Raw genomic sequence first — 20325 nt, forward strand, 5'->3', positions numbered from 1 at the left:
GCTTACGAACAGTTAAACATATGGCTTATGTATTTGAAGAAATTTGAATATTTTATTTTAGATTCCAGTGTAGCTGGAACATTACTTCTTATAGCACTTGCTATACGCATTGAAGCAGTCAATGCAGGCTTTGATCAATTCAGCTCAAATATTATTTTTATATCGGTCTTTATAATATCTACAGGATTATATATATCAATGCAAATTGCATTATACGAGATAATTATATATTTATGTCATCATAGCAAATCTTTGTCTATCCATGAACATCTTAATGATTCTGTGATTGAACCAGAACAAGCATTTATGGAATATGAAAAACTCCGTTCGAATACTATTATAGAACAGAAACGTACGAACGATAAAAAGCTAGAGTTAGTACATATATACATCCATCAAACGATGGCTGCTTATACAAGCCAAGAAAATCTGCAGCGCCTCTGTGCTTATATTTCAGATTTCTTTCAGGATAAAACTGCTATAGATATTATTCCTATAAAAGTAGATTCAAAATTGAAAGCTATAGATGTTATGCATTTGGGTTGGAACATAGGTAAAGCATTAGGTAAACGACGTTCATATACAGCAGAATTCATTAAAAAAGTATTTGCTGATACCATGAAAGAAAATGAAATCAACACGATAATCAAAAAGATGTCTCACTCAGAAACAGAATGCCTGATTAAATTAAATCCAGATATAATTCAATAAATCAGACTTTATATTCATAAATATTGCATCAACAAATATTAATCCTCAAAAGCAAAAACAGATACTATGACAAAAGAACCTATCACATTCGACAAGCTTCCGCAGGCTGTAAGCTATTTAACAGAACAAGTAGAGAAAATTTATCAATTAGTTGAAACCTTACAAACACAGAAACCGGATAATCAGCATCAACTAATTGACATAGATAAGGCTAGCATACTTATCCAAAAATCAAAACCGACAATCTATAGACTTGCTCGTACAGGTCTCATCCCAGCCTATAAACGTGGTAAAAAATTATATTTCTATGAGGACGAGCTTCTTAAATGGATAGAGGCTGGCAAAAAACAAAGCCAACCTCTATCCTATCAGGAACAATCTGTTCAAATACTTAAGGGGATGAAACGCAAACCTAGAAATGGAGTTAATATTGGTCTCTGATAATAGTAAATTACGAATGAATACCATAGATTGACAAACAAACTCTTTTAATCAGAACCGATATTTAGTGTGCGATAAAATCTAATATCAAGCAGAAATTATAGAAGCACCTCTATCAAATAACTTATATAGTAACTTTAATATAAGACATAATCTAACCATAACGGCATTAAATCAATACTAACAATCACTACTGTTCTATAAATGTTAGCAAATAGATCTTTGAAATTGCTAAAATACAAGTTTTTAAGTAATGTTTTAGAATGGTAATCATCCGATAAAATACACATTATTAAAGCCCTCCACTCTTCCGTTACTTTGCCAATAAAAAACATGAAACGAATAATGAGTAAAGAAGAGTTCCTGTCCGTTTATGAAAGACAACAGGCCAGTGGCCTAACCATAAAAGATTTCTGTGAGAATGAGGCCTATTCATCCTCCTGTTTCCATTATTGGAAGAAGAAATTCAGCCTGAGCCATACGGACAAGCTTCCTGATGATACATTCATTCCATTGGATCTGCGTCGCAGTGGCAATCTCCCGTCAGGTGCGGGTGGCGACGTAACGATAGAGCTTCCTTCCGGAATCAGAATCCACCTTGACAGCCATGGAAACCCTGAACTGACATTTGGATTGATACACAAATTATGCAGCCATATTCTGTCTGAATGATACCATGCGCTATTTCCTGTGTCCCGGAAAGACGGACATGCGCAAGGGAATCAATTCTCTGTGCGGAGTGGTTCACGACCGGATGGGACATGACGTTCGTCTGAGCGATGTCTTCATCTTCATAAACAGAAGCAGGAGCACCATGAAGCTCCTCCATGCTGAAGACGGCGGCATGGTATTGTATGTGAAACGTCTGGAAGAGGGCACGTTCCGGCTGCCGGCCTATGACAGCCGGAGCAGGTCTTATCCGATGGAATGGCGCGACTTGGTCATGATGGTGGAAGGAATCAGTGACAATCCGAACGAGAGGCTGAAAAGGTTAAAAGCCAGTAGAATGGATGGCTTCTATTGAAAGTTTTTTTATGTATCCGATTGCGTATCTACCGAAAAATCAGTATTTTACATCATATAAAGAGATAGAAACGGATGATTCAGCAGGATACAATGGAACAGATAATCAGGAGTCAGCAGGAGCAGATAGCCGATCTCCTGAAAACTAACCGTTCCCTTGTCGAATCCAACGGGAAACTGCTGGAACAGACGGATGCGCTGCAACGGAAGATACAGAAACTGCTTTCACAGATAGCATGGCTGAACCGTCAGCTTTTCGGGCGGAGAAGTGATAAGCTGGCAGCCCTGGATTCCAACCAGCTCTCCCTGTTCGATCCCGTTCCTGCAACCGGACAGAATGAAAACATCCGGGAAGAGGACAGTAGCGCAGCGGTTCCTTCAAAAGTAAAGCCCGATGGAAAGAAGAAGGAATCCCGGCGTAACCGCGAACTCCTGGAGGGACTGCCGGTAGTTGAAGTGGTGATTGAACCTGACCGGATGGATTGGGACCGTTACAGACGGATTGGCGAGGAACATACCCGTATGCTGGAATTTGAACCGGGCAAGTTGTATGTAAAGGAGACTGTCCGTCCCAAATATGGGCTGAAAGACAACCTGAGTCTTCCCGGGGAAGGTGAATGCGGCGTAATCATTGCTCCGCTTCCACCTTCTCCTGTTTACAAATGTCTGGTCGGTTTCCACCATGCTGGCCGAAATGCTCCTGCTGAAATACGAATATCACGTTCCATTCTACAGGCAGGTCAAGGAGTTCCGCCATCTGGGTGTCCGTCTTTCCGAAAGCATACTGATCGGCTGGTTCAAGCCTGTGTATGAACTGCTGAGACCACTTTATGACGAGCTGGTCCGGCAGATTATCGGCTACTGGTATGTTCAGGCGGGCGGGACCACTGTAAGAGTTATCAGCAAGGGAAAGGCCGACAAAGAGTATCTATGGATGCTCAAGGCGGTCATGGAAAAGCTGGTCATTTTCCATGACGATAACGGCTCCCGGGAATATACGCTGGAAAAACAGCGTAAACTGTGGAACCGTCAGTCCCCACACCCCTGCAGGATTTCTTTGAAAAGTGGATGAAAAGCACATATAATCAAAGTTCCGCCCAAAAGCCGGAAGGGACAAGCTATCTCCTATGTATATCCGTTATGGTCAAGAATGAAGACCTGTCTCAAAGTCAGCAATATAAAGATAGACAATAATCTGTCTGAAAACGCGATACTCTTCTGACGCTCTCAAGAAAGAACTTTCTCTTCTGTGAAAATCATGAAGCCGCGGAAAATACAGCGCTCATCTGTTCATTGCTTGCCACCTGCAAGGCACAGGAAGTCAATCCAAGAGAATGGCTGAATTATGCCATTGCTAGGCTTCCCTATTATCAAGGAAAAGACTCCGGCAGAGATATCCGAGAACTACTTCCGGATGTCTGGAAGTTGAAGAAGTCCAACGAAAATTCAATTGAAATCTAATATAATAGCAAACTCTTCCTGTCAACTTTATATTCGTTAATAAGAAGAGTTTGTTGTTCTATGAATCTACAATGTGTACTTTATCGGATGCTTTTACTAACAACAGATACGAATTTAAGTTATAAAAGAAAATATTTTTGTATTTTAAATAGTGATTTCTTCTGTTTTTGTCGTCAAACTTTATTATAGGTGAAAAGACCTAAAGTGACATAAACCAACTAATTCACAAAACTCCGTTCATGAATTAATTGGTTCATTTTATACAATTTAGGGTTACTAAACTAGGCGAATTTATACTAGCATGAAAACATTAAGGAATTTATCTTATATTCAGTTATAATTCTTTTCTATAAATTCTAATCAATACAAAAGCATTGACTCACTTTGAAATTCTAAATCCTTTTTTCCACTATTATTAATTGTTTCTACAATACTATTTTGTATTACTTTTATAAGTACTCTCATTACAGGTATTAAATCTTTGTATTCCGAAATATTATTAGGTGTGAAATGTATTTCGCTTTCTTTACTATGAACGATACAACATCGTATCTTATATATTAATTCAGCCACATTACTTGGATTAGAAATATTCTGATTTGTTAGGCCAAGTATGGATTTTATTTGCCTAGTTAAGGTTTGATTAAGATATTTACTTAGTTTTATATTATTAGTTTGAATGGGTTCTACAAGATTCTTAACTTCAGTGTTGTGAATACTATTAAATACTTTCGCAAATAAATCTTGTAATGACTTCAATTCTCCTTTAGATATAGTATCTACAGTATGCCTAACATTAGATATAAAAGAGTTTCTTGTAGCTTGTCCTTTTGTCAAAGGAATCAATTTTAATCTAAATGTAAAGAATTCAAGTACTTGATACATTTTTAAAAATCGAGTAAGTAAGTCGTTTGCATTTCGCATATCTGCAATTATATTGAAAGAGTCATGATATTGCTCATATGAATTATTCCAATCCGGAGAAAGTCCTGTGCATAAAGCAGAATCGATATATTTTAATTCTTCAGGAATAAGTATATCGTTATTTATAACTTTTTCAAAATATGCTTCAGAATAAATTCTCCAACTATCAGTAGCTGTAATAACAGCTGTTTTTAATATAAAGAAATGATCATCATCTAAATTCTTTAGAGAAGAAAAAAAATTATTTTTTGATAGTCTTGCATCCAATATATTTTTCCAAAGTTTTTCTATTGCTTCCCATAATATAGCATCAGTAAATTTTTTACTATTGTCATAGTACAAACATTTAGATGTAACAATTATGCAATCAATATTATAATGATAAAATTTATGCAAATGAACTTTTCTTGAAGCTTCAACCATTTCAAAAGAAGCAAAATCAAATGGATTGTCTATTTCTTCTTCTAAGTCAATATTAGGATCATTACTACAATCTTTTATCTTTTCAACGAAATTCTTAAGATAACTTTTATCACCGTTCAACGATGGTAATAATGAAGAAAAAGCGTCTGTAAATTTATAAATAGAAAGACTTTCAAGTATTTCTGTTAAAGTATCTCTATCTGCAATATGTACCTCAGTTAATACGGTATTATATATTTCTACATATAAATCTTTACGTTTCATAATTCACTATCTTTATTTATCAAACATTCGTACCAAGACACAGGATGAGATTGCAAAGCATTTAATGTAAATTTATAGATAGCTTTTCTAACAGCATATCCAACATTAGTTTTAATACTTGATAATCTGTTATACGCTTCTTCAAATTGATCTACATTAAAATGCATTTTTTTTACTTTATTGTTTAATATATAATCTAACTTATCCCATTCTAATTCATTGCCATTTTCATACATATATTGACCCAAAGCCGCATAAATCCCACTTAAAGTTGTATCTTTGCCATACCAAGCTAGATGTTTTGTATCCTGGTTACATAAAATAGAATCAGCTATATACATGTATTTTAAGAAAGAATTGAGATTATCAGGATTAAAGAAATTTTGTATATCATCATCATTGTCATCATCAACCCTTACCTCATTAGCTGTTTGTACTCTTAAAGGCTTTCTTTTAATAAATGACTGATAAGCTATAATCACAGATGATAGTAAAAACTGCCCTAATTTATTTCTTCCTCTACGTATAGAAAAAAAATAAGGATCTCTTACACGAATTAATTGCATTCCTTCTGGAATTTGTATCTTTTCATTATTAAAAAAATGAAGATATAATAATTCATATTGATGGGTAGATGTAACGGGTTTCTGACCTGCATTTAATTCCAACATTTTTCTTACTACCTGTTTATCATCCAAACCATACCAAATATAAAAAATAAGATTATAATTTTCCCATCCATCGATAAAGGATTGAATATTTGCTGCACAGATACCAATAGGTAAAAAGTCTTTTAAAAACTTAGCATTAATAAAATAAAAATCAATAATACGCGTTCCGATATCATCAGACTTTAATTCACTAACAAGTTCAGAGAAGGTTAAAATATTTTTACTCTTAACTATATTGTTTATATAGTTATATACCCATAAACGAAATGTACGTTGAAGTCCATCAAGTATATCCGAATTTTCATCTTTAACTTTTAAAATTTGGTTATCAATAACAGGTTCACCAGATACAGTTAAAGATATAGGAGGGATAGGTTCTTTATTACTAATTGTCTGACGTAAAGTATCAAGATATGAATTTCTTACTATTCCGCGTTGTACCTCGAACTCATAAAAATCAGGCTTTAGAGAAGCTATATAATCCTTTAAATTGGCTTTACAGACATAACATTTTATATTTTGCTCAGCCTCACATTTGTATAAAATTTCGTAATCCATATGTTTTAAATTTGAATTGTTTTTATATTTTTATAACAAGTAATTTTCATAAACAATCAGTGTTATCAAAAGTAACAAATAATATCATGTACTTTATACTACATAACATGCTGCAAATTAACTTTTAAACAGAATTGTATCCAATGCAGTCTCCCAATTATCATATTCCAGCGGAACAAAATTTCTATAAATGGGAGCAATACTTAAATCTCTACATATAACCTTTAAAGTTTTGTTCTTAAGAATATTGTTCAAAAATTCAAGCCTTTCTTTTGTTATTTTCCCCCAGCCTAATTGTGACATTAGTTTTTTTGTGATATACTTATGAATGTCAATAATAAAATCTGCAGAAGTATCAACTTCTATTCCTATTCGTTTAACTTTAAACACCAAGCACCAAGTTTGATTTACATTTTCTACATAGGTCCCATTGGAACCATGTAATCCATAACTGTTATCATAATGAACCTGCTGATCCTTTTTTATACCAGTTACTATCCTACATGGTGGAAACTCCTTGGATATTACTAATGAAATAGCTTCAGATTTCCAGTCTGTAAATTTGCTCTTTAAATTACCGTGCATATCCCAACAAGTTGATTTTTTACACATTGAGGATAAGGCAGCTTTATTAGAATAAATTTGATGAATAACATGTTCTCCAGATGCACTAATACTATTACCTACTATATTATATCTACCTTTAAAGTAAGATCCTAAAGCTAATATGGCATCTGGTACATATCTTTTTAATGGAACTATCTGAATCCAAGCAAGATGATTATTGTAATCGTCAACACATTTTTGCATAAAACAAAAATAAAAATCCATAAAAAATTTATTATTTATAGATGACCTAAAAACTATTTTAGCTGTGAAATATTCGTCAAGAGGAATATTTATATTCAGGAAATAAGTATTTGAAGAAAAACTACATTTATAATCAACTTCTATACTATAATGAAAAGTTAAGGCTATATTATTAAGTCTATCTAATTGTTCCTTAATTTTCAAAAACAACTCAAAATCCTTATTATCCATGAGAAAAATGAATTTAAAAAACGTACTATTCTTATTTCAATATTCATTTAACTACAAATTTACTTTTTTTTAATCAAATAATCAAGAAATAGCATTTTAATATACTTATTCCAGCAAATATAGATTAGATAAAATACAATAAGACAAAAAATCAAGAAAATCCATCACTTCTCAAACAATCATTATACTATATGATACAGAAACACTTTATACAGAACATAAGGATCTTATGTAAAAATTCTAAAAAAAATAATTCAAATAAAATACATGTTGTATATTTATTTAAAAGTGATGATTACATTCAATAGTATATTAATAATGAAAACTTTATATTAAGATATTCACTACTAAAAGTTGTATATAAAATTTAAAAAATCAATCTTTATATATGTGTTTAATGTTAATTTTATATTTAACATTTAAGGATAAGTTTATAAAGCTAATATTTATTATTCATATACAAAGATTATTTTGAACGTCTATATATTTATTTCGTTATGCAAAAAGTGTTATCATTATAAATTCAATAAACATGATACGTTTTTCTATTTAGAAATATTCTTATGACATCATAATATTATCTAGACTTGACTTAAATAAAATAATATCGGCTCGTCCCAATGTAGAATACATAAGATAGTGAGGAATAATATATTCATAGTTATAGTTCAGGCTTTTTGTGAATTCTTTATTATTTAGTTTTTCATAGACCTCCCTTCTTTTGCCGAAAAACATAGATTGCACACTCAGTTCGCTGAGTGTATCCTGTGTTTCTTTCTTTAAATTTAGATTTTCTTTTTTCCCGATGGGAGCATGTATATAAGATGTTCTCATCAGATGTGATATGAATGACAGCCAGTTTAAATGTATATTCTTGTGTGCGGCCTTGTTCAGGTTACGTAGCAGCCGGATGTATAATACGGTTGCAGGCAATACATGCAGAGGCATATACGAAGTAGTGACAGCGTTGGCTCCAATCTGGGAAAAAGCGTTTGCTATTGTATTTATGGTATTGTAAGTGGTAAACGTGTTACATGCAGAGAGAAATACCAGTTGTGGGCCTATTCCGCTGTTTACCACATCATCCCCGGTTATGATATCGTCTCCCATCATGATAAATGAGTTGTGTGTTGTTTCATCTACCCCTCCGTGCGTATCGATTATCAATAGTTCCGGTCCGGTTTCCTTTATGGCTTCGAAGAAGCTGGATTTATTCAGGCACGTTTTTATCTGAAATCCCAAGGTTTTAGCCAGTTCCCTAACAGGTAATTGTGCCATCACAAACTCCGGGTCTTCATTTCCGAATACGACAAGCGTTTTTTGCAGGATATCCTCCGGTATTACATACGGTCTGAATTTTGCTTCCATAATTGTGCCAGCTGACTTATAACCAGTGTTTCAGGCAGCCTGCACACCTCGTGTGTGAATCCCAGCGGTACACCGTCTATCATCATCCATTCTATAGGAAGGTCAGTCATGGCTACAATTTGTGAGCTGTACTCTTGCAACATTTCAACAGCTTTTGGCGAGAGTATTTCATCGGTCATTTTTTTCCCGATTTTTTCCATCACTTTTCGTATGTTTTTGTTTTTGCTTGGCGATGTGGCCAGCCTTTCGATATGTTTTATCCCTACGAATGAAAGTTCGGAGTTGATATTTTTTCCCATAATCTGGAGTCGCAAATAAGGTGAGAATCTTATTGAGCAGTGCAGTTGAGCCACAAAATCGAAGAATGTGATTCGGGGGATGAGAAAATTATTAAGCACATACCTCATGGCAGGATATAATTCTTTGTGCAAATTCGTTACATCATAAGCGACAGTATAATTATGAGTTTGATGATAACCCATTATTTTTTCAAGATTCTGTGCCATTTTTTCTTCTCCCGGCAGCAAATCCTTTTCAGGAAGTTTACGCATTTCAATACTTGTATAAGGTGCAGCCAGAATTAGGGACGCCCGGTAGTGTTCTTCCAGAAATTTGATGTCCTTCGTGAAGTCAGCTGCTATATTTTCGATCAACCTTATTTTTGTTATCTGTTCTATTAGTAAATTCTGCCTTTCGAATCCCATCGTATTGTTCAGAGCTGCTTCCGACGATTCCAGTCTCCTTTTCAGTATTTCATCTTTTGTCAGCGAAAGGGAGTAATCCCAGTTTCCTAATATCGAATTGATCGTTTGAGTGTTTGTTCTGGTCGGCGAGAATGCATCTCCCGTGTCGTAAACACTTTTATCAAGACAAGGAACCGAGAAAGGCTGTCTGCTTTTGTCTATTTCATAGTTTTTGTTTGCGTAGTCGTAAAACCATTTCCAGATATCACTCAATCTGGTTAGAGTAGTACATGGAAACTTGCATACATTACCTGCTTCATCCGAAGTAAGGCAGACAAAATCCTCGTTCATGTAGTCTTTTAACAGGTTGGTGTAAATTTCGATAATACGTTCCTCTTCGGTACATAGCAGTATCACATGCGGCTATTTGGGCAAATCGAGCAATGATTTTATAGCTTCTGCTGTAATATCCGGATAGACCATAATCAGTCTGTATCCTGATATCAGGCCATAATATTTGCTCAGCTGGTAATATTCTATGCCATAGATAAACTGCGCCATGCTTTGAGGCAGATATCCGATATACCCTAACATCGGATGCTGTATAGATTCCTGTGGAATATTGGTAAACTTGATAGAATCTCTTTCTCTGAGTAAAGCTATATAAAGTATAGGATTATTGATATTATTGAAGTCCATTTGCACATATATTTCTATTAATTTCATTATTTAGTTTTCTTTATTTTAAAATTATGAAGATTTATTTTATTCAGCAAATTCTATAAAGAGTAATTATATCATGAAAAAACTACCATATAATATTAACCGTATAAATGATACATAGTAACAAAATATCAATCACATTTTAATAAATCTACCTTGTTTACTATAAACTTACAGCTATACACTACTATATTTCCCAATTTAACAACCTATTATCTTATTATTTATATATTTACACAAATGATATAATACTATATAAGAGTTATAGATAATAGTTTGATAAATTTACTTATCAGCATTTCATTTCTTACAGCAAATATCGCCCTTTGCCACTGACTGTTCAAGGCGGCCCTGTCGGGCTGGTTGGTTGGAAAAAAATCATCCTCGCTTCGCTCCGGTATTTTTTTCCGCCAAGCCTTGCACCGGTCATTGGCAAAGAACAGCCAGGCCAGTAAGAAATTGAAATACTGGCTCCACGGAGCCGGTCATGTCTAATTTAAATAAAAGAATATGACTGAAGAAGTTGGAAAGAAGGTATGTGAAGGTACAGTAGCAGACCTCATGAAGGACAAGACCGGAAAACAGACGGTTGTAACGTTGACAAGAAAGAACGCTTACCGCGTGAAGAAAATCAAGAAACAGGGGACGGACGATGAAGCCGTCCTTTTTCATTTCCGTAAACGCTGTACGGGAATGGGCTCCTATGTACACACCATCGAAACGGCAAACGGAGAAACGGAACTGCATCCAAATGAATTTGAGAAATGGGAAGCCGTGGAATTCCTGTATCCCGGCTATCTGGAAGACCTGCTTGATGCTGCATACAACGCGTACAGATGGAGTTCCTTCGAACCTGAAGCAAGGGCGGAAACAGACATCATGCAATATGAAAAACAACTTGTAGAGGATCTGAAACAGATTCCGGAAGAAAAGCAGAACGAGTATGTCAGTGCATACCATAGCAAGTTCTCTGCCTTGCTGGGCAGTCTCTCACGATGTGCCAGTCCGATGGTGACAGGACCTGCCAAATTCAACTGCCAGCGCAACAACAAGGCCTTGGACGCATACCAGAACAGATTTGATGAATTCCAGGACTGGCGTAACCGCTTCAAGGCTGCCATGGAAAGAATGAAAGAGGCTGCCAAACCGGAAGAACAGAAGCAGGAGGAGGCATGGAACCGCCTGAAGCGTGACATTGCAAGCAGCGCACAAACCATCCATGATATTGATACCGGTAAGGCAAGAGGATACAGCCGTGCCCTGTTCGTTAGCAGTATCCTTAATAAGGTAAGCACCTATGCAGGAAAAGGAGAAGTGGAAATCGTGCAGAAAGCGGTGGATTTCATTACAGACTTCAATGCGCAATGCAAGAAACCGGTTATCACTCCACGGAACCGTTTCTTCCAACTGCCGGAAATGGCACGCCAGGCCAGACTGAAACTTCAGGAAATCAGAGAACGGGAAAACCGTGAACTGAAATTTGAAGGCGGAACGCTGGTATGGAACTATGAGGCAGACCGCCTGCAAATCCTGTTTGACAGTATTCCGGATGACCAGAGGCGCAAGGAACTGAAATCATACGGTTTCAAATGGTCGCCGAGATACCAGGCATGGCAACGGCAACTTACACAGAATGCCGTATATGCAGTCAAAAGAGTGTTGAACCTTCAAAACCTATAAGACATGAAAGACCGATTGAAATATGTAATCGATTCCCGCTACTTCGACGGAACATGCCTAACAAGTATGAGTGACGGATTCCATAATGACTATGGCGGAGAAACAATCGAAGAACTGCGCATACGGGAAAACAATCCCTATCTGAAAGCAATAACACCTTCTGATATAGACAAGAAGTTGCGGCTATACAATCAGTCCCTGTCCGAACCGTTCAAGGAAATCACCGAAGAAGACTACTATGACCTGCTGGATGTACTGCCACCCTTGCGCATGAGACAAAACTCGTTCTTTGTGGGAGAACCGTATTACGGAAATATGTACTCTTTCTGCTTTACCCGTCAAGGAAGATATTTCAAGGGCCTACGCTCCGTACTTACTCCGCAATCCGAACTGGACAATCAGATAGGCCGTCACATAGAAATCATCAACCGGAAAGCCGTGATCTCAAAAGAGGAAACAAGCAAAACAATCAGCGGAACCAGACTCATTCCCTATTATTTTTCACTGGACGGAAAACAGTCCGTATTCATCTGCAACCTTGTCATCCAATCAGATTCCAGACAAGCAAGGACGGACATGGCGAATACCCTGAAAAGTCTTCGCCGGAACCATTATCAGTTCTATAAAGGAAAAGGACATTACGAAACTCCGGACGAACTGATAGACCATGTATCAGGAAAGAAGCTCACCCTTGTTTCCGACGGACATTTCTTTCAATATCCTCCCGGCAGGAAATCCGCAACTTTCATCGGACACATCAAGGAGACATCAGAGGAATTTCTTTTCCGGATCTATGACCGTGAATATTTCCTGTATCTTCTAAAAAGATTGAGAACCGTGAAAAAGGAGTCCGCACAGGAACAAATAAATATCAAATCATAACATTCGGGGGAATGCGGTAGAATAACTGCCGTATTCCCTCATAAAAACAATACAAGTATGAACAAATCAAACACTCTATACTGGAAAACAGCCACAGAACCGGCTGAACGCATTGAGGTCAGACTCGTCCTAAACAGTTATATCGACAATGATAATCTGTATGTAGGACTTGAATCCCGGTCTAAGGAGAATCCGGAATGCTGGGAATCCTACACGGACATTACCGTCAACCTCAATTCCCTTCCCCCGTTCCATGCCTATGTGGACAACCGGGACTGCAACAGACATGTACATGATTTCCTGTCCAGTAACAGAATAGCAGAACCTGCCGGATTTGAATATCAGGGATTCAGAATGTTCCGCTTCAATCCTGACAGGTTGAAGGAACTCGCACCCGAACAGTTCAAGACAATCAGCGCCAAACTGCCACCACAGGATGACATGATAAAGGACATCATCTATCAGGAAAGACGTTTCCCTTTGAGAACTGTTCAAGACATTCACGGAATATATCTTGTTTCAAGCAAGGAACTGGAAGAATCTCTGATCGAAGGAGTACGAAACCTGGATGCTGCGGCAAATGAACTGCTGGATGGCATCTGCCTGTTCTGCTCCACACAGGAACTGCGCTATCTTACGGATGCAGAACTGATAGAAACAATCTACGCACAATAAAAAGGAGGAACAAATATGAAAACCGGAGACATTGTATTTCTGAGACGTCCCTATAAGGGATACCGTGCCGTCGAACTGATGGAAAGACTGGAATGCCGCTGGCTGGTCAGGATTGTCGAGAGCGGTCTTGAACTGGAGGTATATGAAGATGAAATTATATCAGAATTTTAATACGGATAAAGTGTTATGGAAAAATATCAGTTTGCATTCCATTCGGAAATAATCGGCTATACCTCTCCTCATATCGGCGAGGTCAGAAAAGCCATACACAGAAAAGTGGAAAAGGAAAAGTCTGTCGCCATAAAGAATGATATTGAGCTGCACATGTACAAGGTGCATGACGGCATACCGGTTCTCCTTAACACCTGCTACCTGTATGATGAAAAAGGATGTATGGTACACGGAAGTATCAAGGGAACCAAGGATTATCTGCTTGAGACATGGAGATACCATACAAACAGACATTCCAAAGGTTTCAGTTCCACAAGAATCAGGCCCTGCACGACAAGCAGGGCTTTTTCGTTTGTATAACTCTTAAAATCAGGAATCATGAACCAAACATTACAACTTACAGACTATATTCCACAGTATGTAAGCCTCTACTACGTGGACTACCGGGATGATCTTGATGAGCATGAAGACATCCAAGAGGAATGTATCCGTTCCAACAATATGGAAAAACTCTATGAAAAGGCATACGAATGGTATGAGGAACAGGAAAGCTCAAACATGCACGACTATCTGGAGGAGACAAGAAAGAATATGGAAACGGACAATTTAGCCGGAGAGTTTGAAGAGCATGAAGATGAAATCAGGGAACTTATCTACGACCGGAACGATTCCGACCCGGTAAAGGATCTGATACGCAACTCGTCCGTCACTAATTTCTTCTATTCGCTCGGAGTGGAAATCAGCGGATATCTGACCGGTTGTTCACTGCGGGGAGAATCAGTCGCCATGGCCTGTCATAAGGTACGCCGCGCACTGCATCTGAAAAAGGGGCAGTTTGACGAGAAGATTGAAGAACTGGTAGAGAATGCCACATACGGCGGAGAACTGCGCATCTACTTCAACGCCATGTTTGACAGGCTTATCAGCAAAGACCCTGAGAACGATTTCAAAAGCATCCGTTTCCACGGGAATGTAGTGGTGGCCATAGCCGACAGCCGGAACGGTTCCGGACATCATGTACGGATTCCGCTGGACATCACTTTCCCTTTCCGAAGGGAGAACCTGTTTGTCGATTCACAGGTACACTATTCCTATGCCAATGAAGTCTGCGGCATGACCAATGACTGGTGTGATTCCACAAAATGGGAAACAGGCATGATACCTTTTACCGGATCTGTCCGAAAAAGCCGGATGGCTGAATACAAGAAACAGGAAGCCGCTTATGAGCAGACATTCCGAGACGGGAAATGCACCTTCGGAGACATGAACTACAAACGCCACCGTGACGTGCGATATTCTAATGAATATCCTGCCGGATGCAGATGCCCTCATTGCGGTACTTTCTGGATTGACTGAAAAACAAACGAGAAAATGAAAAATATAGATATACAAGAACTGTCAATAGGAACAAAAGTCTACTGGCACGATCCTGCCGGAGAGACTTCAGGCATTTATGAAATTCTGATAATGCCTGATATAGAAGAAATGACGAATGAAAAACTTGAATATGATGATCTGATTCTTCTTATAGGTGACGGATTCGGTAAAGCTGAAGTATTCATTAGCGAACTTGATATTTTATATTGATAATACAATAAATATTTCAACCACTAAAAACTACAAAAATATGAAAATCTGTTGTTCACAAGAGCATTATGACAAGGTCGTACAGTATGCAAAATCCATCAATGACAAGACACTGGAAAACTGTCTTGAACGTCTCAAGCAATGGGAGAAAAACGAGAACCGTCCATGCGAAATCGAACTCTATTACGACCATGCGCCGTATTCGTTCGGATTCTGCGAACGTTATCCGGACGGGAATACAGGCATTGTCGGAGGACTGCTGTATCATGGAAATCCGGACGAATCCTTTGCCGTCATCATGGAACGTTTCCACGGATGGAGCATACATACCTGACATATATGCGACAGTCTGTATTGGGGAGCCTCATGCAATATGGGGTTCCCTTTTTTTATGCCGGAGACATGATGACAGCATCCTCATTTCTTGCTGCAAAAATAGCTGTTTGCCGCGCAACTCCCGCAAGGCGGCCCTGGCGGGCTGGTTGTCTGGAAAAAAATCATCCTCGCTTCGCTCCGGTATTTTTTTCCGCCAAGCCTTGCAGGGATGCGAGCAAACAGACAACAGGGACAACAAGAAATAAGAATGCCTGTACCTTACAGGCAGACAATGTATAACAATAAAAATCAGAAGTCATGATTACAGACCAGAAGACACAGAACAGGCTTCACGCGGATACCGGAACGGAACTGTTCTCCATCAGACAAAGGAAGGAAGCCGTCACAAGGATGCTGGACATTCTGAAAGAGACTCCGGAATACCTGCAGGTTATGAACCATATACCGGCTTATGCCATGGATGACGATACGTCAGAATGGTGGAAATCGGAAGAATCGGAAAATTTCATGAACTCACTCCTGGAAGTGATGGAAAGCTATACTCCGGACGGATACAGGTTCGGACCGAAATCCGGCACGACTGACCTTTACGGCTACTGGGAAAGCAAGACCGGGCGGACAACCCTCTTCCATCTGCTTTTCAGTCTGGAAAGCGGATATAAATGGGGAAAAGGTCTTTCCCATGAGAAAACGGACGCATTCTACAAGGAAATAAAAGAGAAATTTCATGGAGAGGGATTCGACACGGACAGAACCGGCTGTACATCACAGGCCATGTATCTTGTAAAAGGAAAAACACGCCTGTACGTGCATCCGATGGAAATAAGCGGCTACTGTGAAACACTGCATATTCCACAGATTACAGCCATACTGAAAAAAGGAGGCCGTACATTCCGTCTTGTAAAGGATACGATAGCGGAAGAGGTGTATTCCTTCACCGATGAAGAAGAACTGGAATATTACCGTGCCAGATACGGAACGTGCATCCACCAGAATATACTGGATGCCTTCAGCAACCGCCGGGCAGGGAAAGAGGACATGCTTTCCATGATGGCATCACGGATAAATGTGGCGACGACATCACATCTGCACGGTATCGGATATGATTCGCCTGCATACAGGTTTGTGCATGAGGCATACGACAAACTGGTAAACAACGGAAAGCTGAAGGAGAATGTCCGGGAAATCGGTTGCTGCAACATCATAATGGCCATTTCAAATACCAACGCAATATGAGACTGAATTACAATGACATGCTGCTTCTGGCAATATGGGAATACAACAGGAGACAGGACGAGGATCTGACCCTGGAACTGTTTCAGGAAACATTCGGACAGGTTCCCGGCGCACATTTCCATGACAAATGGGTGCATTATTACAACAAGAACCTGCTGATGATGGCCGCCTATTTCAGGGGTGAGGAAGAAAACGGCCAGAAATTCTGTGATATGATCACCCGACAGGTTGAACGCTATACACAAAACAGGAGGAGAACAGGATGAATACAAAGATACGATATGACCTTGACAGTCTTGAACTGGCAAACGGTGACTTCGGGTATCCCATTACAGAAAAGGAAGTACGGAAAGTGAACCGTATGCTGGAACTGATGGAGAATGTCCGAAGCAGGCAGATGTGCCCGACAGAAGGAGACTGCGTTGAATTTGTCTCACGTTCGGGTGACTATTTCGGAAAAGCTCATATAGAACGGATAACAGGCAAATATGCGGATATATGTCTGATACCGGAAACGGTATTCTGTTTCGATGACATGGGAAAAGCCGCCTATGATACCACCGGAAGCCCCTGGACGCAGGTCAATATCCGGAACATGAAACCCGCAGGTACTGAAATCCGCATATTCAGGACATGGGGATTCGGGAAACGCAGCAATACGGGTAGTCTCAGGTTCGATGCTCCGGTCAGGAAATGGGAATACAGAGAACCAAATCCGTTATATGACGGTTACACCACCCGTAACTGGTTTCGCTATCATATCATGAAACACCGGGACAGGGAAAGGACAGGCGAATACACCTTCCGCAGCGATTCATTCACGCTGTACAGCCGGAGCGAGCTGGACGAGCTGACCGCAATCCTGAAAGGCAGACTCTACAAGGGAATCCTGCCTGACTCTCTTGTACTTTGGGGATACCGCATGGATATTAAGGAAATATCACGTGAGCAGTGGAACGGTATGGGACAGCACGGACAAATCCGCATGAAATTCATGGGATACGGTCCGGTCAGAATACACACGGACAATGAAAACCATACCGTAACAGTATACAGAATCAACGACAGTCTATAACCAATTATAAAATAAAGGAATATGGCACGATATGAAATCTCCAACGAAGTCAGGCCGCTCGACAGGCTCATCACAGGCTTTGCCTCCTCATGCGGCTATGAAATACAGACCGTATTCAACGACCTGCTGCGTTTCATCATCCACGGCTTCTCTCCTGGAGCACCGCCAATAAGCAACTGGAAATACAAGCGTCAGCAAAACGCCTCGTTCATGGAAATGACAGCCGAATGGACACGTATCATGCAGAAACAAATCGGCAGGTCGGGCTGGTTCGACGCTTTCGGTGAACTCCACATGGCCTACTGCTCAAAACCGGGACAGCAGGCAAACGGACAGTTCTTCACGCCGTCACATATCTGTGAACTCATGGTCATGTGCGCGGCAGGTAAAAAAGAGACCGGACAGAGGATGGGAGACCCTACATGCGGCAGCGGAAGGCTCCTGCTGGCATACCATGCGCACAATCCGGGAAACTATCTGGTCGGAGAAGACATCAGCCGGACCTGCTGCATGATGACCGTATGCAACATGCTCGTCCACGGATGTGTCGGGGAAGTGATCTGTCATGACAGTCTCCAGCCGAAGGCATTCACTGACGGATGGAAAGTCAACCAGGCTCTGCCCTTGACGGGAATACCTTCTATAAGACGCATGAAGGAAGAGGAATACAGGAATCCTCTTCCGGAAAATATCGGACGCTTCAAAGAGGCAGTCCGTATCATCAACCTATTGGACAAATAATTACCAACCATTTAAAAAATATAATTATGGAAGCTTTAGCAACATTGAACAATCAGAGACAGTTTGATTTCCAGAACAACGGAATCGAAGTAATGGACCTTGAAACACTACAGCGTACCTACAAGGAGAACGACATCTACGGCAATCCGGTCAGGGGAATCTACCACTACCAGGTCATCCAGCGCATGACGGACATCTGCCGCCGTCACAACCTGAACTACGAGGTGGAGGAAATCTTCGCCGCCCAGAACAAGAACCGGACACAGCCCGGAGTGGTCATCCTGCCGCAGGTGGAACAGACCTATGGAGAGAAGGCGGTAGAAGCACATGTACTGCGCAGAATATTCACCACCATCCGTATTCTGAACGGAGATACCGACGAACTGACAACCACACTCGTGGTAGCCTACCATCAGGACGGTATCCAGGCGGCAATAGGTCCCTGTGTACGTATCTGCCACAACCAGTGTATCCTTTCACCCGAACGAAGCGTTGCCAACTACGGTAAGGACAAGGTGACTACCGAGGAACTGTTCGGGAAGGTAGATGACTGGATGCGCAATTTTGAGCGTGACATGGATGCGGACAGAAGCCGAATCCAAAGGCTCAAGGAAAAGGTGTTGACACCCGGTGAATTATACATGATTATCGGTATGCTGACGGCTCTGCGTGTATCCCATGACAGTGCAGACAAAAGACTGGCATCACAGGTGGACACCTATCCGCTTAACCAGGGACAGATTTCCGTGTTTACGGAAGAACTGCTCAAACTCTCACTTGAACAGCCACGCATTACAGCGTGGGATGTCTACAATGTAGCGACAGAAATCTACAAGCCTGGAAAGACTGATTTTCCTGCCATGATTCCACAAAATGGAGCTATGGCCGATTTCCTGCTTTCATATAACCAGAATTAAAACCTGAAACCGAATACGACAGGCCCGGTTCCGTCACCAGCGGAATCGGGCTTTGTCGTTTATCAACCGTAATAATAAGATAAGATATGGCAGCAAGTAACAGAATAAAGGCTGAAATGTATATCCTTTTCAAATGCAACGCATGGTACGAATACAGTTCATTCGAGCCAAAGGCGGTCTTCTCTTTCATAAAAGATACAAATATCCAGCAGAAGAACAATAAAAAGTAAAACAGACATTGGACAACTGGCAGACTTCACATAAAACACTTAGCATATTGAAAAACTTCTTCAATTTGCTTTTTATAATAAATGTTTATCGTATATTTGCGCAACATTTCCAAATAGATACACTGGCCTATCTTTATTTATAAGGTTAAATAAATGAAAGGAGGTGTTTGATATGAGGATAATGTGCAATTGCATTCACAAACCAGTATCTGTATCCGATTACTATCGGTTTCGTTATGGGAAGTGGGAATACGTTTCACCGTATTGTCGTCGTCGTCCGAGACGATGAGTGCACATCTTCTGGCAGCAAGATGTAAAAGAGCTGCCATTTTACGATTCTCTCTTATTCATAATAAAGGTTCTCATATCTTCAATTGACTGGCGAATATCAGCTTGTCATGCTACAGATTTACTTTACACCCATTTAACAAAAAAAGAGAAAGCAATGGGAAAGAAAGGAATCAGTCATCGCAAATTCAGTATTGAGTTCAAATTGTCCGTTTT

The 20325-nt window shown here is 39.6% G+C and carries 24 protein-coding genes and 1 pseudogene; 19 read left to right on the top strand and 6 right to left on the bottom strand.

Annotated features, from left to right (window positions below):
• Positions 1 to 27 precede the first annotated feature (27 nt).
• The 5 genes and pseudogenes from MUN53_RS13630 (at position 28) to MUN53_RS13650 (ending at position 3636) form a co-directional block, all read left to right on the top strand.
• Positions 28 to 711, top strand: a complete 684-nt coding sequence (locus tag MUN53_RS13630) for a hypothetical protein (protein WP_032946531.1) — start codon at positions 28 to 30, stop codon at positions 709 to 711.
• Between the two features lie 66 nt (positions 712 to 777).
• Positions 778 to 1152 (top strand): helix-turn-helix domain-containing protein, encoded by a 375-nt coding sequence (locus MUN53_RS13635; RefSeq protein WP_032946532.1) that lies wholly within the window; start codon positions 778 to 780, stop codon positions 1150 to 1152.
• A 333-nt stretch (positions 1153 to 1485) separates the two neighbouring features.
• On the top strand, positions 1486 to 1824 hold the full coding sequence (gene tnpA, locus MUN53_RS13640) for an IS66 family insertion sequence element accessory protein TnpA (RefSeq protein WP_032946534.1): 339 nt from the start codon (positions 1486 to 1488) through the stop codon (positions 1822 to 1824).
• Between the two features lie 4 nt (positions 1825 to 1828).
• Entirely contained in the window at positions 1829 to 2176 is a 348-nt protein-coding gene (tnpB, locus tag MUN53_RS13645; protein WP_080704533.1) for an IS66 family insertion sequence element accessory protein TnpB, read from the top strand.
• 74 nt (positions 2177 to 2250) lie between these two features.
• A pseudogene (locus MUN53_RS13650) lies at positions 2251 to 3636 on the top strand (IS66 family transposase).
• A 360-nt stretch (positions 3637 to 3996) separates the two neighbouring features.
• Here the strand turns inward: MUN53_RS13650 and MUN53_RS13655 are convergent.
• The 6 genes from MUN53_RS13655 to MUN53_RS13680 form a co-directional block, all read right to left on the bottom strand.
• Positions 3997 to 5247, bottom strand: coding sequence for a hypothetical protein (locus MUN53_RS13655; RefSeq protein ID WP_117816605.1), 1251 nt, complete (start codon positions 5245 to 5247; stop codon positions 3997 to 3999).
• Complete coding sequence (locus tag MUN53_RS13660) at positions 5244 to 6476, bottom strand: hypothetical protein (protein WP_117816606.1); 1233 nt, start codon at positions 6474 to 6476, stop codon at positions 5244 to 5246. Before MUN53_RS13660 ends, MUN53_RS13655 begins: the two co-directional genes overlap by 4 nt.
• A 117-nt stretch (positions 6477 to 6593) precedes the next feature.
• Positions 6594 to 7517: a hypothetical protein gene (locus MUN53_RS13665; protein ID WP_243326041.1), complete on the bottom strand. Its 924-nt coding sequence runs from the start codon at positions 7515 to 7517 to the stop codon at positions 6594 to 6596.
• Between the two features lie 561 nt (positions 7518 to 8078).
• A complete protein-coding gene (locus MUN53_RS13670; protein WP_243326044.1) occupies positions 8079 to 8885 on the bottom strand; it encodes a CHAT domain-containing protein in 807 nt (268 codons plus the stop codon).
• Positions 8858 to 9985: a hypothetical protein gene (locus MUN53_RS13675; protein WP_243326047.1), complete on the bottom strand. Its 1128-nt coding sequence runs from the start codon at positions 9983 to 9985 to the stop codon at positions 8858 to 8860. Before MUN53_RS13675 ends, MUN53_RS13670 begins: the two co-directional genes overlap by 28 nt.
• A gap of 6 nt (positions 9986 to 9991) precedes the next feature.
• A complete protein-coding gene (locus tag MUN53_RS13680; RefSeq protein ID WP_117816610.1) occupies positions 9992 to 10294 on the bottom strand; it encodes a hypothetical protein in 303 nt (100 codons plus the stop codon).
• 507 nt (positions 10295 to 10801) lie between these two features.
• Here MUN53_RS13680 and MUN53_RS13685 point away from each other — a divergent pair.
• The 14 genes from MUN53_RS13685 to MUN53_RS13750 all read left to right on the top strand — a co-directional run bounded on the left by MUN53_RS13685 (position 10802) and on the right by MUN53_RS13750 (position 19821).
• Entirely contained in the window at positions 10802 to 11971 is a 1170-nt protein-coding gene (locus tag MUN53_RS13685; protein WP_118308686.1) for a hypothetical protein, read from the top strand.
• Positions 11972 to 11974: 3 nt separating this feature from the next.
• On the top strand, positions 11975 to 12853 hold the full coding sequence (locus MUN53_RS13690; RefSeq protein ID WP_243326050.1) for a hypothetical protein: 879 nt from the start codon (positions 11975 to 11977) through the stop codon (positions 12851 to 12853).
• A gap of 57 nt (positions 12854 to 12910) precedes the next feature.
• Positions 12911 to 13528 carry a DUF4313 domain-containing protein gene (locus tag MUN53_RS13695; RefSeq protein ID WP_118308684.1) on the top strand — a complete coding sequence of 206 codons (618 nt, stop codon included), beginning with the start codon at positions 12911 to 12913 and terminating at the stop codon, positions 13526 to 13528.
• 15 nt (positions 13529 to 13543) lie between these two features.
• Entirely contained in the window at positions 13544 to 13699 is a 156-nt protein-coding gene (locus MUN53_RS13700) for a hypothetical protein (RefSeq protein ID WP_181215569.1), read from the top strand.
• Between the two features lie 15 nt (positions 13700 to 13714).
• Positions 13715 to 14059: a hypothetical protein gene (locus tag MUN53_RS13705; RefSeq protein WP_118308683.1), complete on the top strand. Its 345-nt coding sequence runs from the start codon at positions 13715 to 13717 to the stop codon at positions 14057 to 14059.
• A gap of 18 nt (positions 14060 to 14077) precedes the next feature.
• Positions 14078 to 15055 (top strand): hypothetical protein, encoded by a 978-nt coding sequence (locus tag MUN53_RS13710; protein ID WP_117714016.1) that lies wholly within the window; start codon positions 14078 to 14080, stop codon positions 15053 to 15055.
• A 15-nt stretch (positions 15056 to 15070) separates the two neighbouring features.
• Positions 15071 to 15286 carry a hypothetical protein gene (locus tag MUN53_RS13715; RefSeq protein WP_118308681.1) on the top strand — a complete coding sequence of 72 codons (216 nt, stop codon included), beginning with the start codon at positions 15071 to 15073 and terminating at the stop codon, positions 15284 to 15286.
• 40 nt (positions 15287 to 15326) lie between these two features.
• A complete protein-coding gene (locus MUN53_RS13720; protein WP_117678447.1) occupies positions 15327 to 15620 on the top strand; it encodes a DUF4120 family protein in 294 nt (97 codons plus the stop codon).
• A gap of 299 nt (positions 15621 to 15919) precedes the next feature.
• Entirely contained in the window at positions 15920 to 16858 is a 939-nt protein-coding gene (locus MUN53_RS13725; RefSeq protein ID WP_243326052.1) for a hypothetical protein, read from the top strand.
• A complete protein-coding gene (locus MUN53_RS13730) occupies positions 16855 to 17124 on the top strand; it encodes a hypothetical protein (protein WP_009121403.1) in 270 nt (89 codons plus the stop codon). The genes MUN53_RS13725 and MUN53_RS13730 overlap by 4 nt, the downstream gene beginning before the upstream one ends.
• Entirely contained in the window at positions 17121 to 17933 is an 813-nt protein-coding gene (locus tag MUN53_RS13735) for a DUF4121 family protein (RefSeq protein WP_243326053.1), read from the top strand. The genes MUN53_RS13730 and MUN53_RS13735 overlap by 4 nt, the downstream gene beginning before the upstream one ends.
• Before the next feature lie 21 nt (positions 17934 to 17954).
• On the top strand, positions 17955 to 18674 hold the full coding sequence (locus tag MUN53_RS13740) for an N-6 DNA methylase (RefSeq protein ID WP_007560850.1): 720 nt from the start codon (positions 17955 to 17957) through the stop codon (positions 18672 to 18674).
• A gap of 26 nt (positions 18675 to 18700) precedes the next feature.
• Positions 18701 to 19591, top strand: a complete 891-nt coding sequence (locus MUN53_RS13745) for a hypothetical protein (RefSeq protein ID WP_004326295.1) — start codon at positions 18701 to 18703, stop codon at positions 19589 to 19591.
• Positions 19592 to 19677: 86 nt separating this feature from the next.
• On the top strand, positions 19678 to 19821 hold the full coding sequence (locus MUN53_RS13750) for a hypothetical protein (RefSeq protein ID WP_181215571.1): 144 nt from the start codon (positions 19678 to 19680) through the stop codon (positions 19819 to 19821).
• Positions 19822 to 20325: the final 504 nt, after the last annotated feature.

The organism is Parabacteroides faecalis (genome assembly GCF_022809355.1).
In the GTDB taxonomy this organism is placed as follows: Bacteria; Bacteroidota; Bacteroidia; order Bacteroidales; family Tannerellaceae; genus Parabacteroides; species Parabacteroides faecalis.

Bases quoted from the DNA above. Each gene is read 5' to 3' on its own strand.
- MUN53_RS13660 (WP_117816606.1), bottom strand. From the start codon at position 6,476: ATGGATTACGAAATTTTATACAAATGTGAGGCTGAGCAAAATATAAAA.
- MUN53_RS13665 (WP_243326041.1), bottom strand. From the start codon at position 7,517: ATGGATAATAAGGATTTTGAGTTGTTTTTGAAAATTAAGGAACAATTA.
- MUN53_RS13725 (WP_243326052.1), top strand. From the start codon at position 15,920: ATGATTACAGACCAGAAGACACAGAACAGGCTTCACGCGGATACCGGA.
- MUN53_RS13695 (WP_118308684.1), top strand. From the start codon at position 12,911: ATGAACAAATCAAACACTCTATACTGGAAAACAGCCACAGAACCGGCT.
- MUN53_RS13735 (WP_243326053.1), top strand. From the start codon at position 17,121: ATGAATACAAAGATACGATATGACCTTGACAGTCTTGAACTGGCAAAC.
- MUN53_RS13700 (WP_181215569.1), top strand. From the start codon at position 13,544: ATGAAAACCGGAGACATTGTATTTCTGAGACGTCCCTATAAGGGATAC.
- MUN53_RS13680 (WP_117816610.1), bottom strand. From the start codon at position 10,294: ATGAAATTAATAGAAATATATGTGCAAATGGACTTCAATAATATCAAT.
- MUN53_RS13750 (WP_181215571.1), top strand. From the start codon at position 19,678: ATGGCAGCAAGTAACAGAATAAAGGCTGAAATGTATATCCTTTTCAAA.
- tnpA (WP_032946534.1), top strand. From the start codon at position 1,486: ATGAAACGAATAATGAGTAAAGAAGAGTTCCTGTCCGTTTATGAAAGA.
- MUN53_RS13690 (WP_243326050.1), top strand. From the start codon at position 11,975: ATGAAAGACCGATTGAAATATGTAATCGATTCCCGCTACTTCGACGGA.
- MUN53_RS13635 (WP_032946532.1), top strand. From the start codon at position 778: ATGACAAAAGAACCTATCACATTCGACAAGCTTCCGCAGGCTGTAAGC.
- MUN53_RS13740 (WP_007560850.1), top strand. From the start codon at position 17,955: ATGGCACGATATGAAATCTCCAACGAAGTCAGGCCGCTCGACAGGCTC.
- MUN53_RS13670 (WP_243326044.1), bottom strand. From the start codon at position 8,885: ATGGAAGCAAAATTCAGACCGTATGTAATACCGGAGGATATCCTGCAA.
- MUN53_RS13715 (WP_118308681.1), top strand. From the start codon at position 15,071: ATGAAAAATATAGATATACAAGAACTGTCAATAGGAACAAAAGTCTAC.
- tnpB (WP_080704533.1), top strand. From the start codon at position 1,829: ATGCGCTATTTCCTGTGTCCCGGAAAGACGGACATGCGCAAGGGAATC.
- MUN53_RS13685 (WP_118308686.1), top strand. From the start codon at position 10,802: ATGACTGAAGAAGTTGGAAAGAAGGTATGTGAAGGTACAGTAGCAGAC.
- MUN53_RS13630 (WP_032946531.1), top strand. From the start codon at position 28: ATGTATTTGAAGAAATTTGAATATTTTATTTTAGATTCCAGTGTAGCT.
- MUN53_RS13745 (WP_004326295.1), top strand. From the start codon at position 18,701: ATGGAAGCTTTAGCAACATTGAACAATCAGAGACAGTTTGATTTCCAG.
- MUN53_RS13655 (WP_117816605.1), bottom strand. From the start codon at position 5,247: ATGAAACGTAAAGATTTATATGTAGAAATATATAATACCGTATTAACT.
- MUN53_RS13720 (WP_117678447.1), top strand. From the start codon at position 15,327: ATGAAAATCTGTTGTTCACAAGAGCATTATGACAAGGTCGTACAGTAT.
- MUN53_RS13730 (WP_009121403.1), top strand. From the start codon at position 16,855: ATGAGACTGAATTACAATGACATGCTGCTTCTGGCAATATGGGAATAC.
- MUN53_RS13705 (WP_118308683.1), top strand. From the start codon at position 13,715: ATGGAAAAATATCAGTTTGCATTCCATTCGGAAATAATCGGCTATACC.
- MUN53_RS13710 (WP_117714016.1), top strand. From the start codon at position 14,078: ATGAACCAAACATTACAACTTACAGACTATATTCCACAGTATGTAAGC.